We start from the raw sequence: 13,801 nt of genomic DNA on the forward strand, positions 1-13,801 counted from the left end.
CGGCCCGCGCGGACCGGGCCGCGATCCCCGTCCGAGCCGTCCTGGTGGCGGTGGTGCGCAACACGTTCAACAACATCCGTCCCCGTACACCGTTGCCCCCGGCCCGCCGACCCGGTTGATACACCGGACGAAGGCTGCCGCGTCCTGCCGCGTCCCGCCGACTGCCTGATCCCGGACGTCAGCAGGGCGCCTGGACAGCCGTACCGGGTTCAGCCTTTGGGGCGATACCCCGATGGCCCAGCGGCCGTAACGTTTCTTCCTACACACCCCCTGAGCTGCGGGGATGACACCGATCCGGGCGCTCAGCACATCCGTTCTGCCCCGCCTCCGCGCCCGCCGTGATCTTGACGCCCCCTACAGTCGTGCCGCTCCCCCGAGATCCCTCCTGAGAGACGGCGTGACTTCCCCCTTGCCTTGCACAGAAGACCAGTTGACACCCCCGGCCACCCGGCCCGCGCCGCCCGCCGCGGTACTGGAGGGCATCGCCGGGTACGTCCCGGCCTGCGCGGTCCCCAACTCCGCACTGCCCTCGGCGTGGGGCGTCGACGACGCCTGGGTGCACCGCCGTACCGGGATCCGGGAGCGGCGCCGGGCCGCGCCCGGGGTCTCCACAGGTGAGCTCGCCCTGGAAGCCGGACGCCGGGCCCTGGCCGTGGCGGGTGGCGCACCCGTGGACACCGTGCTCGTGGCGACCTCCACTCCGGACCGGCCGATGCCCGCCATGGCTCCGCAACTGGCCACCCGGCTCGGACTCGGCGGCGCCGCGGCCTGGGACGTGAGCGCCGCCTGCAGCGGGTTCCTGTACGGACTGGCCACGGCCGCCGGTGCGCTGCTGTCCGGCTGCGCGGACCGGGTCCTGCTCGTGGCGGCCGACGTGTACTCCACCCTCCTGGACCCCGCGGACCGCTCGGCAGGAATCGTCTTCGGAGACGGCGCCGGAGCGGTGGTGCTGCGCCGGGGCAGCCTCGGGGAGCCCGGGTCCGTCCTGGCCTTCGACCTCGGCAGTGACGGCTCGGGCGACGAGCTGATCGAGGTGCGCGGCGGAGGTGCCCGGGAGCGTTCGGCTCCCGAGGCCTACGGCCCGGCCGACCGGCACTTCCGCATGCGGGGCCACGAGGTGTTCCAGCACGCCGTGACCCGGATGACCCAGTCCTCGCAGACCGTGCTGAAGCACGCGGGCTGGTCGCCCGAGGACGTGGACCGCTTCTGCGCCCACCAGGCCAACGCCCGCATCGTGAGCGCCGTCGCGGAGCGCGTGCCGGTACCCGGGCCCCGCCGGGTGACCAATATCGACCGGGTCGGCAACACCGGCGCGGCGTCCATCCCGATCGCTCTGGCCGATGCCGCTTCGCGCGGTGAACTCCACGCCGGGGAACGGGTCTTGCTGACCACCTTCGGCGCCGGGCTCACCTGGGGTTCGGCGGCCTTGCTCTGGCCGCGGCTCGACCGGGCGGTACCCGGCATCGACCCGGCACCCTGAGGCCCCTCCCCCGGCCTCCTCCCCCTACCCCTGCCCCGCCCCTTCCCCCCTTCCCCCATCCCCACCCGTCCCGGAAGGACGTACCGCCATGCCCCCTGTCCAGACCGTCGTCACCACCGTGCTCACCGAGAAGTTCGAGGTCGCCCCCGAGAGCGTCCTGCCCGGCGCCACCCTCGAAAGCCTCGACCTCGACTCCCTCGCCCTCGCCGAGCTCGCCCTCGCCCTCCAGGAGGAGCTCGGCGTCAAGGTCGAGGAGCACGAGGCCGCCAAGCGCACCACCATCGCCGAGCTCGTGGCGGTGCTGCACTCCAAGCGGACCGCACAGGACGCCCGGTGACGGCTGGTCAGCACCGCGGCGCCGTCACCGTCACCGGCCTGGGGATGATCACCCCGGCCGGCGTCGGCCGCGAGGCCACCTGGGCGGGCGTACGGCAGGGCCGCTCCATGGCGGCCACCGATCCCGAACTGAAGGACTGCCCGGTCGACTTCTCGTGCCGGATCCCCGCCATGGACCCCGGACAGGGACGCATCGGCGGCGGCAAGGCCTGGCGCATGGGTCGCTTCACCCAGCTCGCGGTCCTGGCCGCCCGGGAGGCGGTGGCCGACGCGGGTCTCGACCCGACCACCTGGGACGGCGCGCGCGTCGCCGTGGTGATCGGATCGGGACTGGCCGGGGCCGCCCATCTGGAGACCCAGACCCTCCGCCACCACCAGGGCGGACCCGATCTGGTATCACCCTCCCTCGTCCCCATGCTGATCTCCAACATGGCCGCCGGCGAGGTGTCCGCCGACCTCGGCGCCCACGGCCCCTCCCTGGCCACCGAGACCGCCTGCGCCTCCGGGGCCACCGCCCTGGCCGTGGCCCGCGACCTGCTGCTCTCCGGAGCCTGTGACATCGCGGTGGCGGGCGGCGCGGAGGCCGCCGTGACCCCCGTGGTCACCACCGGCTTCGCCCGGATGGGGGCGCTGTCCGGCCGGGTGGACCAACCCGGCCTGGCCTCGCGGCCGTTCGCCGCGGACCGCGACGGCTTCGTCATCGCCGAGGGAGCGGCCGTACTCGTACTGGAGCGGACCGCGGACGCGGCGGCCCGGGGGCGGCGCGGCTACGCGCACCTCGCCGGAGCCGGCCTCACCTCGGACGCGCACCACCCGACGGCGCCGTCCCCCGGCGGGGAGCATGCCGAAGCGGCGCTCCGTACGGCGCTCGCGCAGGCCGGGCTGGCCCCCGCGGACGTCGACCACGTCAACGCCCACGGCACCTCCACACCGCTCAACGACCACACCGAGGCCGAACTCATCGCCCGCGTACTGCCGCACGGGCCCAGTGTGACCGCCGCCAAGGGGGTGCTCGGCCACACCCTCGGCGCGGCAGGGGCCGTGGAGGCCGCGCTCACCGCGCTGACGATTCGGGACTCCCGCGTCGCGCCGATCGCCAACCTTGCGGCGGACGGCTGCTGTTACCCGATCGACGCCGTCACCGGCGCTGTGCGTGAGCAGCGGGTCACCGCCGCCGTCAGCCACTCGTTCGGCTTCGGCGGGCACAACGTGGTGCTCGTCCTGACCGCGCCCTGACCACCGCCCCCCACACCAGCAGAAGGCTTCGTACCCTTGGCCCTTCACAGTGCCGTCGTCCACGCCACCGTCCACGTACCGGAGGAGCGCCAGAGCGTCGCCGCGGTCGAGGACCGCTTCCGGGCGGGCAGTCCCGGCATCCCGATGTCCCGGGGCGTACTCCAGCACATGTACGGGCTGGCCCATCGCACGGTGGCCCCGCCCGAGGAACAGCCCTCCGACCTGGCGGTGCACGCGGCCCGGAGCCTGCTGGAGGAGAGCGGGACCCGCACGGGGGAGGTGGACCTGCTGCTGTACGCCGGCATCCTCGCCGATATGGAGGAGCCTGCGACCGCTCATGTGGTGGCGGCCAAACTCGGTCTGGAATGCCCGGTGTTCGACCTGAAGAACGCCTGCAACGGGGTGCTCAACGCGCTGGAGGTGGCCGATGCCTTCGTCCGCACCGGGCAGTACCGGCGGGTGCTGATCACCAGTGCCGAGGTCAGCACCCGCGAGAGCCGGTGGAACGTCACGGATCCGGACGAGGTACTGAGTGCCCTGCCGAGCCTGAGCACCGGGGACATGGGCTCGGCCGTGCTGGTCGCCGCGAGCGGGAGGCCTGGGATCCTCGGTAGCCGGTTCTTCGCCAACTCCTGGGGCTGGCAGGCCGCGACGCTGCCCAACCCGTACGCGAACCACCGTCGGATGGGACAGCTGGAGATCGACTCGGCGCAACTCGTGGCCTCCTTCGACGGAATGCCGGCGAAGGTGCGCGCGGCGGTGCGCGAGATGGGGGTGAGCGTCGAGGACTTCGACCTCGTCTGCGTGCACCAGCCCTCGGTGCCCTTCACCCGGGTGGCGTGCGGCTGGGTGGGGGTGGACCCGGCGCGGATCCTGTCCACCTTCCCGGCACACGGCAACGTCGCCACGAACACCATCCCGTTGCAACTGGCCACCGCGCTGCGCTCGGACCGGCTCCATCCGGGGGACCTGGTGGGCATGTTCGGGTTCGCGAGCGGCGCGAGCGCCGGTGTCGTCGTCTGCCGGTGGTGACGCGATGACCGCCACCGACCCGCTGGAACCGCGCCCGGTACGCATCCCGCCGCTTCCCCCCGAGCAGTGGACGCCCGCGCTGCGCGAACTGCTCGCCGGATCCGCCAAGGACGGTCCCGGCCGGGTGAACCTCTTCGGCACCCTCGCCCACCACCCGGGGCTCGCGCACGCCTGGCTCACCCTCGCCCGGGTCCTGACCCACGAGGGCACGCTGACGCATCGCCAGCGGGAGCTGGTCGTCCTGCGCACCGCGTACCGGCGCGGCGGCTCCTTCGTGTACGACCGCCACCGAGCGGTCGCAGCCGAGGCCGGCCTGGATCCCCGGGAGGTGGCGGCCACCGCCGTCGCACTCGGGGAACACCCCTGGGACACGGTCGATCTGGCCCTGCTGGAAGCCGCCGACGCGCTCGCGGCCGGTCAGCCTCTGCCCCAGCCGCTGTGGGACCGGCTCGCGGGCGGGCTGCGCCCCGACCAGCTCATCGAGCTCCTGATCCTCGCCGGGCAGTGCGCCACCATGTGCGCCGCGCTCGACGCCCTCCGCACCCCGCCCGACAGCGGCCCGACCCCCTCCGGATGAGACCCGCCACCATGACCCTGACCACTACCGCCGCCGGATCCGCCGCGATCCCCACTCCGGGCCCGCTCCCGCTGCCCGCCGCGTACGGTTCCTGCCCCTACGACCCGCCGCCCGGTTACACGCAGGCCGCCGCCGGGGCTCCGGTCAGCCGCGCCGAGCTCCCGGACGGCTCGCCCTGCTGGCTCGTGACCGGCTACCAGGAGGTGCGGGCAGTCCTCGCCGACGCCCGCTTCAGCGCCGACGCCCGCACCCACGGCTTCCCCTTCCTCTCGGCGGGCCAGCGCCAACTGGCCACCGCGCAGCCGAGTTTCATCCGCATGGACGACCCGGAGCACGCCCGGCTGCGCCGGATGGTCGCCCGGGACTTCCTGACCCGCCGGGTCCAGGAACTGCGTCCGGCCATCGCGGAGGTGGTGGAGAACGCGGTCGACGCGATGACGGCGAACGGCCGTCGGACCGCCGACCTCGTCGCCGACTTCGCACTGCCCGTCCCGTCGCTGGTCATCTGCCTGATGCTGGGGGTCCCGTACGAGGATCACGCGCTGTTCCAGTCGCTCAGCCGGACCATGCTCGACAACACCACCGATCCCGGCGGGGCCGCGGCGGCCCACCGGGAGCTGATGGGGTACCTTGCCGCGCTGGCCGAGCGGAAGTGGGAGGCACCCGGGGACGACATCCTCAGCCGGCTCGCCGTCCGGCCCGACCTGACGGCTCAGGAAACGGCCTCGCTCGGCTTCATGCTCCTGATCACCGGGCACGAGAGCACCACCAACATGGCCGCGCTCAGCGTGCTGGCCCTGCTCCGCCGCCCGGACCAGGCCGCCCTGCTGCGGGCCGACCCGGCGCTGATCCCGGGGGCGGTGGAGGAACTCCTGCGCTACCTGACCATCATCCACCTCGGCCTGGGCCGCGCGGCCACCGCGGACGTCACGCTCGGCGGAGCCGAGATCCGGGCCGGCGACGGGGTGATCTGCATGCTGTCCACCGCCAACCGCCAGCCGGAACTCTTCGGGCCGCAGGCACCCGAAGCGCCCGCGTCCTGCCCCGCCGAACTGGACGTGACGCGGGACGCGCGCCGGCACGTGGCCTTCGGGCACGGGGTGCACCAGTGCCTGGGCCACACGCTGGCGCGCGTCGAGCTCCAGATCGTGCTGGAGACCGTACTGCGCAGACTGCCGGACCTGCGCCTGGCCCTGCCCGAGGAGCGGCTGGTGTTCCAGCGGGACACGATCGTCTACGGCCTGCGGGAACTGCCCGTCACCTGGTGACGGGGGTCCGTCCCATCCGGTCCGCGTGCCCGTTCCAACGCGGCCCGGACCTCCGCGCCCCGAACGCGCTCGCCCGGCGCGCCACACCCTGACGCCGCCGTCCGGCTCGCCGACGGCGCCGGCCGCCCGACCTTCCGTCGTGCCTCGCCCACGCCCGTGCCGAGTTCGAGGATGCGGCCACCGGGACGGGTGGCGGGATCATGCGCGGCAGCGCACAACGCTTTTGTTCACCGCGGCCGTTGGGCCCGGTCCGTTACCGCCCGGCGGGGGCGCGGGCAGGGCGCGCCCGCGGGCAGCTGCGCCGCCCCTGTCCCCTACGGCTGTGCGCCGAGGGTCTCGATGATCTCGTCGGTGGTGGTGACCTTGCCGATGCGGGGGAAGATCTTGCCGAAGCTGTGGGCGTGGGACTCCGGGTCGGTGTCGGCGGTGGCGTCCTCGGCGAAGACCAGCTGGTAGCTGTTCTCCCAGGCGGTACGGGCGGTGGACTCCACGCCGACGCTGGTGGAGATGCCGGCAAGGACGATGCGGTGGATGCCGCGCCGGCGGAGCTGGAGGTCGAGCTCGGTGCCGGTGAAGGCTCCCCAGTGCCGCTTGGTGACGGTGACGTCGGCGAGGGCGGCGAGTTCGGCGGGGATCTCGGAGAACGCCGCGGGCGGGGCCGCGGCCGGGCCGGGCCTGTCGACTTCGGTGGTCGGCAGGTCCCCGCCGTCCGGCGACCAGGCGACCTTGACCAGGACCACGGGCAGCTTCCTGGCGCGGAAGGCCTCGGCGAGGGCGATGCCCCGCTTGAGCACGTCACCGGAGGGGCGGGTGGTGGGCAGGGCCAGGATGCCGCTCTGCAGGTCGATGAGGACCAGGGCGGTGTCGTTGCCGAGGGTCAGGCCGGTCATGGGTGTCTCTTCCTCTGCTCGGTGGGAAGGCGGGACGGCGGGACGTCAGGATTCCGCGAGTCGCCGCAGCAGCGGGACGGCCTGCGCCACCACCCGCTGTTCGGCGGGCGTGAGCCGGTCGGCGATCAGGTCGGCGAGGCGTCCGTGACCCGCCTCCTTGCGTTCGCGCACGAAGCGGCGCCCCCGCTCCGTCAGGGCGATCACCTTGCGGCGGCCGTCGGTGGGGTGCGCGGTGCGCTCCACGTAGCCGGCGGTCAGCAGGCCGCTCACCGTGGCGTTCAGCGACTGGGGGCGGATCATCTCGGCCTGGGCCAGCTCCGTCACCGTGGTGGGGCCGTCACGGTCGAGGCGTTTGAGTACCGAGGTCCGCGAAAGACTCACGCCACTTCCCGCGGAGGCCATCCGAATGTGCCGCACCAGCAGGCCGATCGCCAACTGGAGCTCCTCGGCGACGCCCTGAGGCTCCTGTCCCGCGTCCATGACTCGACGATAGGGGACATACAGGTTGACTGACAAGTTAGCCTTAGCATTCTTCCTCAGGGTCGTTCCGCCCCGCCGCCCCCGTGCGCCAAGGCGGGGCCCGTCTCGGCGGGTTCGGGCAGCCAGTCGCGGGACGGGTCCTACTCCAACCAGCTGCAGGACGCCCTCCCCCAGCCGCACGGAACGCAGTGCGGCCGCCACGGACGGCAGTTCGCGGCCGTGCCCCAGTTCCTCGCGGACTGCCTCCGACCCTCGGGAGCGGGGCTCCCGAGGGTCGGAGGAACGGACGGCGCTCCCGGGTCAGGAGACGGTGATGAAACGGCCCGTGCTCGGCACCCCCTGGGCGTCGAGGGCGAAGAGCATGTAGGTGCCCGGGAGCACCACGCCCGTGTCGGCGGGTACGGACACCGTGTACGCGCCCGCGCCCGCGGGCGCCGACACCAGGGGTACCCGGCGCTGGTCGTTGTCGGTGGAGTGGGTCGCGGCCGCCGCCCGCATCAGGACGAACGAAGCCACCGGAGCCTGGGTGGACACCGTGAGCGAGGCGCCGGGGGCAGCCTTGGAGGGGACTCCTCCGGTGATCTCGGGGCGCGCCTTCGGTGATCCGTCCGCGTTGAGCAGGTACGGCGGGGTGAAGACGGCCCCGTCGGCGTGGTTGGTCGCGCAGTCTCCGCACAGGCCCCCGCCGCCGGAGAAGATCCGGCCGTCCGGCAACAGGTTGGCCACGCTGTGGTAGTTGCGCGGGACGGCCATGGTCGCGAGCGGGGTGAAGACACCCGTGGCCGGGTCCCACAGCTCGGGCGTCAGCACCGAGGTCGCGTCACTGAACGGCACCGGATAGGCCTGCCCGCCGAAGACCACGACCTTGCCGTCGGGCAGGACGACACTGTTGCTGAAGGCGCGGGCGTACTCCATGTCCCCGGTACGGGCGGTCTCGACCTGACTGCCCGAGATGCTCACGGTGTACGCGCGCCGGGTGGCGGGGGTCTTCTCGTAGGCGGGCGAACCGCCCAGGGTGAGGAGCTTTCCGATGTCGTAGGCGACCGCGTTGCCGGTCATCGCGTCGGCACTGTCGGCCCGGGTGCCGGCGGAGGTGATGCCGCCCGTACCGCTGGTCGAGATCCAGTTCATCTGCTTGCTCGGGCCCAGTTGCAGTACCTTGCCGCCCGAAGTGGCGTGCAGCCACATGTGGTTGTCGGCCCGGTAGGGTCCGGCCGGGTCGGCGGTGGACGCCGGGACGGCGGAGACGCCGGTGAGCTGACGCCAGGTCCGGGTGTCCGGCGACCAGACCTCGCCGGCCTTGTCCCCGGCGGGCCCGCTCCAGGATCCGCCCAGGACGAAGGCCTCACCGGTGGAGAGCAGCGTCATGGCCTGGTAGCCGCGGGCGATGTTCATGCTGGTGGTGGCGGACCACTCGTCGGTGGCCGGATCGTAGACGCTGGCCTTCTCCGCGTTGCTGCCCCCGGTGACCAGCACCCGGCCGTCGGCCAGCATGGCTATGCCGGGGCAGAACATGTCGTGCCCCGTGTTGTCGATGCGGCGCTGGGTGACCTTGCCCGTCTTCAGGTCCAGGATCGCGGTCTGGGTGTAGCCGTTGCTGCCGCCGAAGCGGTCCAGCGCGTACGCCGACCAGGCCAGCAGCTTGTCACCCGGCAGGACGGCGGTGGCCACGGGGACCAGGGGGAAGCCGGTGATCCGACCCCAGGACCCGTGGACGGCGGGGCTGGCCGGTCCGCTCAGGCGTATCTCGGCGGCCGAGGTCCACGGGCCCCGGGCGCCGGCCTCCGTGGTCACGGTGAGCCGTACGAAGCGGGTGTTCTCGGTACGGGTGAAGGTGGCGGTCTTGACGGTGTCGTCGTCCCGCCAGGTGCCCGCGGCCACCGGGGCGCCGAAGGCGGTGCCGTCGGCGCTGGTGGTGACGGTGTACGCGCCCGCCCGGCCGTTGGGTCCGCTCGACCGGGGATGGTAGACGAGCGCGGAGACCGCCGTCGTGCGGTGCGTGTCGATGGTGATGCCGTGCGGGAGCGGGGTGGGGGTGCCCCCGGACCACTTGCTGTGCCAGAGGGTGCCGGTGTCACCGTCGAGGACGTTGGCCGCGCGGCCGCTCTCACCGCCCGTCTCCTCGTCGCTCGCCGCGGCCGTCCATCCGGTCCGGGGCAGGTCGACGGTGGCGGCGGGGGTGCCGGGGTCGCCCAGCAGGTTGATCTCGGAGGCCGAGCTCCAGGGACCGCGGCCGCCCGCCTCGGTGAGCGCGGTCAGACGTACGAAGCGGGCTCCCTGCGGGGCGAACCCGAGGGTCTTGGCACCCGCGTCGTCCGCGAGCGTGCCGGTGGCGACCGGGGCCGCCCAGTTCTGCCCGTCCGTACTGAGGCTGATGCCGTACTCGCCGACGCGACCGTTGGACCCGTTGGTGCGGGGCGTGTAGACGAGCGCCGAGACGACGGCCGTGCGCTTCATGTCCAGGGTGATGCTGTGCGGGAGCGGGGTGGGGGTGCCGGACCACTTGCTGTGCCAGAGGGTGCCGGTGTCACCGTCGAGGACGTTGGCCGCGCGGCCGCTCTCACCGCCCGTCTCCTCGTCGCTCGCCGCGGCCGTCCATCCGGTCCGGTCGAGGACCGGGGCCGAGGGCTCCATGGCGTTCGCCGGAACGATGCCGTGGTGCGGCGACCCCGTCGCCGTCTGCTGGTCGAAGGGGACGGGTGCGGGCCGGGGTTCCGGTCCGCGGCCGGCCGCGGCCGAGCTCGTGACGCCGAGCCACGGCGTGAAGCCGATCAGGGACGCGCCGACGCCGAAGGCTATGAGCGTGCGCGAGCGGCGTAGCGCGCGGGGTAAGGCGGGGAAGCGCCTGGACTGCAATCTGACCTCCTGGAGCGAACCTGCATGCCCCATGGAAGATAGGTCAACGCTTCCACAACTCGCCTAAACCAGGAGAGAGTTGACGCAAAACCGCATCTGCTACAGCGGTACGTCGCCATTGGCCGCGAACGCGCCGCCGTGGCCGGGCACGATCAGGTCGGCAGCGGCCAGCACCCGCAGCCGGGACGCCCGCAGCACCCCGCGGTCCGGGGCCACCGGGTCGTCGGCCGGTCCGTCCGCGTGCCACCACAGGTCACCGGCGAACGCGACCACGCCCGAGCCGGTTCCGGCCAGCAGGGTGATGTCCTCGAGGCTGTGCCCCGGAGTGCGGATCAGCCGGAGCGACGGGGTGAGTTCGTAGCCCTCCGCGTCCCGGTTCCGCCACTGGTCGCCGGCGTACTCCACCTTGTGGTCGTGGACCAGGGCCCGGCCGAACAGCCCCGCGTTCATGGTGTTGTCCGGGTGGTGGTGGCTGAGCACCACGTCGGTGATGTCGTCGGGGCCGAGCCCCAGTTCCGCGAGCGGGCCGAGGATGTCCTCGCGGCTCGCCACCATGCCGGGGTCGAAGACGATGTGCCGGCCGGCGTCGGACACGTAGGAGACGGTGGCGGCGACACCGGGGCCGGTGGAGCCGACGTAGCCGGTGGTCAGGATCTTGTAGACGGCGTCGCGGCCGAGCGGGGCGTCCGTGGCGCGGGCCGTCGCGCTGCCCGCCGTCCCGTCCGTCGTGGTGTTCGTCGTGGTGTTCGTCGTGTTCGTCATGTCCGCAATCCTCGCGCGCGGCCGGGAGGCGTACGAGTGGCGCATCTGCCAGTGATCGCGGGATTTGTGCCAAGCGTGGCAGACTGCCTCCGTGCCCCCCTTCACGACCGTCGCCGCGTACGTCCCGCCCGGCGCCGGCATGCTCGCCGTCGGGATCGTCAGCGAGGTGTTCGGCCCGCACGGGGCGGGGCTGCCCGGCTTCGACTTCGCCCTGTGCGCCGACCGGCCCGGACCGGTTCCCACCGACACCGGAGTACCGCTCGCGATCGCGCACGGTCTCGACCGGCTGGCCGTCGCCGATCTGGTGATCGCCCTGCCGGGGGCCGGTTTCCGCACCCCGCCCGGTCCCGCAGTGCTCGACGCGCTGTCGTCCGCGTACGAGGGCGGCTCGCTGGTCGCGGCCCACTGCGTCGGAACGTTCGCGCTCGCCGAGGCCGGGCTGCTCGACGGGCGGCGGGCCACCACCCATTGGCGGTTCGCCGGACTGCTGGCCGACCGCCACCCGGAGGTCGACGTCGAACCGCACGCCCTGTACATCGACGAAGGGCGGATCATCACGGGCGCGGGGGCCGCCGCGGGCTTCGACCTGTGCCTGCACCTGCTGAGGCGGGAACACGGGGCCGCGATGGCCAACGCCGTCGCCAGGGACATGGTGCTGCCCTCCCACCGCGAGGGCGGGCAGGCCCAGTACCTGGCCGCCCCCGTTCCCGGGGACTGCGAGGACGAGCGCCTCGCCGGGGTGCTCGCCTGGGCCCGCGAGCACCTCCACGAGCCGCTTCCCGTCGCGGAACTGGCCGAGCGCGCCGTGATGAGCAAGCGTTCCTTCGCCCGCCGTTTCACCGCCGCGACTGGTACCACCCCGCACGCCTGGCTCCGCAACCTCCGGCTGAGCGGAGCCGAGGAACTCCTGGAGACCACCGACCTGCCCGTCGAGGAGATCGCCCGCCGGGTCGGGTACGGGAGCGCGGCCGTCCTGCGCGAACAGTTCGTACGGCGCCGGGGAGTGCCGCCGCGCTCCTACCGCCGCTCGTTCACGAGCGCGCCTTAGGGCCTGTCGGCCGGGCCCGCGGTACCGGGTCCCGGCGCGGCGGGTCCTCCACGGTCAGACGGTCGAGTCGGGCATGATCTCCCGGACCTCTTGCGCGCATCGGCACGCGGCGGCGATCTTGGCAGCCCACTCCAGCGCGTCCTCGCGCGAGGGCACATCGATGATCGAGAACCCGCCGACGACCGCCTTGGGCTCCGGATACGGGCCGTCCGCGACGGTCCCGTCGGTGGCCACGACGCTCGCCCGCTGCTTCTCCACCCCACCGCCGAAGACCCACACACCGGCGTCCTGAGCCTCCCGCACCACCTCGTGCGAGGCCTCGGCCACCGCGGGCAGTTCTTCCTCGGGGAAGGTCATCGCGCCGTCGTCGAACGAGATCAGGTACCGGGGCACAGGTGACTCCCTTGGCCGTTGGCCTCCTTCGGCCGTCTCCCTCACCCTACGACGCAGGCGCCCCTGCGGAACCGTCCCGCGCGGCCCCCTCCGGGTACTCCTCACGGATCGCGCGCGGGCTTACGCCTGCGCAGCACGGCGTGGCGGCCGATCAGGGGACCGCCCAACGGGCCGGTGAGGACCGAGGAGAGTGCTCCGGACGCACTTCGGGACGATGCGCGAGAATGCTCCGATGACCAGCAGTGACGAAAAGGCCGGGCAGCCCTGGAACCCCCAGCGGCAGCGCAGCGCCAATGAGCGGCTGCTGCTCGGCCGCCTCCGCGCCGGCGGAGCGGCGTCCCGGGCCCAGCTCGCCCGGGAGACGGGCCTGTCCAAGCCCACGGTGTCCAGCGCGCTCGCCGCGCTGGAGCAGTCGGGGCTCGTCCGCGAGTCCGGTACGCACACCCCCGAGCGGGGCCGGGCCGCCGTGCTCTACACCCCGGACCCGGCCGCCGGATACGCACTCGGCATCGACATCGGCCGCGAGTGGCTGCGCGTGGCGCTCGCCGACCTCGACGGCACGGTCGTGACCCGCACCGACGTCCGCAACCGGGCCCGCACTTCGGGTTCCATGGCCGATCTGGCCGTGGACACCGCCCACCAACTCGTCGAAACCTCCGGCGTACCCGCCCACAAGATCACCCAGGCCGTGGTCGGCACCCCGGGCGTCTACGACGAGGAGACCCGCCGGGTGCGCTACGCCCAGCACCTGCCGGGCTGGGGCCGGGCCGGGCTCTTCGACCGGATACGCGAGGGCCTCGGTGTGCCGACCACCGTACAGAACGACGCCAACCTCGCCGCGCTCGGCGAGTACACGTACGGCGCGGGAGCCGGCAGCCGGCTCTTCGTCTACATCATGATCGGCACCGGCCTCGGCATGGGCATCGTCAGCGAGGGCCGGCTGTTCACGGGAGCGCACGGAGGCGCCGGCGAGATCGGCTTCCTCCCCTGGCCCGACCGGCGGAAGAACACCCTGGAGGACGCCGTCTCCGCCGACGCCGTGGTCGAGGCCGCCCGCGCGCACGGCATGTCCGGGGAACTCACCGCGAAGGGGGTGTTCGACGCGGCACGCGCCAAGGACCCCGCCGCGGTCCGGGCCGTCGAGGTGGAGGGCGAACGGCTGGCGCACGCGGTGGCGGCGATCGCCGCCGTACTCGATCCCGACCTCGTGGTCCTGGGCGGCGGCGTGGGCCACAGCGCCGACCTGCTGCTGCGCACGGTACGGCGGACCCTGCGCGACCGGACCCCGCTGCGCCCCAAGGTGGTTCCGAGCCGCCTCGGTGAGGACGCGGTGCTCCTGGGCGCCGTGGCGACCGCGCTCGACGCGGCCCGGGACGTGGCCTTCGAGCGGCGCTGACCGGCCCGTACCCGTACGCTGACCGGCCCGTATCCGCACCAAGTGCG

Annotated in this window: 13 protein-coding genes; 8 read left to right on the forward strand and 5 right to left on the reverse strand. The window is 73.3% G+C overall.

The genetic code is table 11. From position 1 onward, the window contains the following. The first annotated feature begins 430 nt into the window (after positions 1–430). From OG389_RS01740 to OG389_RS01765, 6 genes are all read left to right on the forward strand, one after another. Complete coding sequence (locus OG389_RS01740) at positions 431–1,480, forward strand: beta-ketoacyl-ACP synthase 3 (RefSeq protein ID WP_328296646.1); 1,050 nt, start codon at positions 431–433, stop codon at positions 1,478–1,480. Between the two features lie 88 nt (positions 1,481–1,568). After that, on the forward strand, positions 1,569–1,817 hold the full coding sequence (locus tag OG389_RS01745) for a phosphopantetheine-binding protein (protein WP_328296647.1): 249 nt from the start codon (positions 1,569–1,571) through the stop codon (positions 1,815–1,817). Further along, positions 1,814–3,052, forward strand: a complete 1,239-nt coding sequence (locus OG389_RS01750) for a beta-ketoacyl-[acyl-carrier-protein] synthase family protein (RefSeq protein WP_328296648.1) — start codon at positions 1,814–1,816, stop codon at positions 3,050–3,052. Before OG389_RS01745 ends, OG389_RS01750 begins: the two co-directional genes overlap by 4 nt. Positions 3,053–3,088: 36 nt before the next feature. Beyond that, positions 3,089–4,084, forward strand: coding sequence for a 3-oxoacyl-ACP synthase III family protein (locus OG389_RS01755; protein ID WP_328296649.1), 996 nt, complete (start codon positions 3,089–3,091; stop codon positions 4,082–4,084). A 4-nt stretch (positions 4,085–4,088) separates the two neighbouring features. Next, on the forward strand, positions 4,089–4,661 hold the full coding sequence (locus tag OG389_RS01760) for a carboxymuconolactone decarboxylase family protein (RefSeq protein WP_328296650.1): 573 nt from the start codon (positions 4,089–4,091) through the stop codon (positions 4,659–4,661). Positions 4,662–4,672: 11 nt separating this feature from the next. After that, on the forward strand, positions 4,673–5,929 hold the full coding sequence (locus OG389_RS01765; protein ID WP_328296651.1) for a cytochrome P450: 1,257 nt from the start codon (positions 4,673–4,675) through the stop codon (positions 5,927–5,929). Between the two features lie 314 nt (positions 5,930–6,243). Here OG389_RS01765 and OG389_RS01770 read toward each other — a convergent pair whose 3' ends face one another. The 4 genes from OG389_RS01770 to OG389_RS01785 form a co-directional block, all read right to left on the reverse strand. Beyond that, positions 6,244–6,819: a hydrolase gene (locus OG389_RS01770; protein ID WP_328296652.1), complete on the reverse strand. Its 576-nt coding sequence runs from the start codon at positions 6,817–6,819 to the stop codon at positions 6,244–6,246. 45 nt (positions 6,820–6,864) lie between these two features. Beyond that, positions 6,865–7,299 carry a MarR family winged helix-turn-helix transcriptional regulator gene (locus OG389_RS01775; protein ID WP_328296653.1) on the reverse strand — a complete coding sequence of 145 codons (435 nt, stop codon included), beginning with the start codon at positions 7,297–7,299 and terminating at the stop codon, positions 6,865–6,867. 300 nt (positions 7,300–7,599) lie between these two features. Beyond that, positions 7,600–10,155 carry a discoidin domain-containing protein gene (locus OG389_RS01780; RefSeq protein WP_328296654.1) on the reverse strand — a complete coding sequence of 852 codons (2,556 nt, stop codon included), beginning with the start codon at positions 10,153–10,155 and terminating at the stop codon, positions 7,600–7,602. A 99-nt stretch (positions 10,156–10,254) separates the two neighbouring features. Continuing rightward, complete coding sequence (locus OG389_RS01785; RefSeq protein ID WP_328296655.1) at positions 10,255–10,917, reverse strand: MBL fold metallo-hydrolase; 663 nt, start codon at positions 10,915–10,917, stop codon at positions 10,255–10,257. Positions 10,918–11,056: 139 nt separating this feature from the next. Here OG389_RS01785 and OG389_RS01790 point away from each other — a divergent pair, with 139 nt between their 5' ends. Next, positions 11,057–11,965 carry a GlxA family transcriptional regulator gene (locus tag OG389_RS01790; protein WP_328303447.1) on the forward strand — a complete coding sequence of 303 codons (909 nt, stop codon included), beginning with the start codon at positions 11,057–11,059 and terminating at the stop codon, positions 11,963–11,965. 54 nt (positions 11,966–12,019) lie between these two features. On the opposite strand, the gene OG389_RS01795 is transcribed toward OG389_RS01790, so the two are convergent. Continuing rightward, the gene (locus tag OG389_RS01795; RefSeq protein ID WP_328296656.1) at positions 12,020–12,358 is read right to left on the reverse strand and encodes a YciI family protein; all 339 of its coding nucleotides are present in this window, start codon (positions 12,356–12,358) and stop codon (positions 12,020–12,022) included. 232 nt (positions 12,359–12,590) lie between these two features. On the opposite strand from OG389_RS01795, the gene OG389_RS01800 reads away from it, so the two are divergent. Next, complete coding sequence (locus tag OG389_RS01800; RefSeq protein ID WP_328296657.1) at positions 12,591–13,754, forward strand: ROK family transcriptional regulator; 1,164 nt, start codon at positions 12,591–12,593, stop codon at positions 13,752–13,754. Positions 13,755–13,801: the final 47 nt, after the last annotated feature.

Origin of the sequence: Streptomyces sp. NBC_00435, assembly GCF_036014235.1 — a bacterium.
Taxonomy (GTDB): Bacteria; Actinomycetota; Actinomycetes; order Streptomycetales; family Streptomycetaceae; genus Streptomyces.

What these genes read in the sequence shown, in the direction of transcription:
- OG389_RS01785 (WP_328296655.1), bottom strand. Translation starts at nt 10,917, where the DNA reads ATGACGAACACGACGAACACCACGACGAACACCACGACGGACGGGACG.
- OG389_RS01800 (WP_328296657.1), top strand. Translation starts at nt 12,591, where the DNA reads ATGACCAGCAGTGACGAAAAGGCCGGGCAGCCCTGGAACCCCCAGCGG.
- OG389_RS01745 (WP_328296647.1), top strand. Translation starts at nt 1,569, where the DNA reads ATGCCCCCTGTCCAGACCGTCGTCACCACCGTGCTCACCGAGAAGTTC.
- OG389_RS01770 (WP_328296652.1), bottom strand. Translation starts at nt 6,819, where the DNA reads ATGACCGGCCTGACCCTCGGCAACGACACCGCCCTGGTCCTCATCGAC.
- OG389_RS01760 (WP_328296650.1), top strand. Translation starts at nt 4,089, where the DNA reads ATGACCGCCACCGACCCGCTGGAACCGCGCCCGGTACGCATCCCGCCG.
- OG389_RS01765 (WP_328296651.1), top strand. Translation starts at nt 4,673, where the DNA reads ATGACCCTGACCACTACCGCCGCCGGATCCGCCGCGATCCCCACTCCG.
- OG389_RS01775 (WP_328296653.1), bottom strand. Translation starts at nt 7,299, where the DNA reads ATGGACGCGGGACAGGAGCCTCAGGGCGTCGCCGAGGAGCTCCAGTTG.
- OG389_RS01790 (WP_328303447.1), top strand. Translation starts at nt 11,057, where the DNA reads ATGCTCGCCGTCGGGATCGTCAGCGAGGTGTTCGGCCCGCACGGGGCG.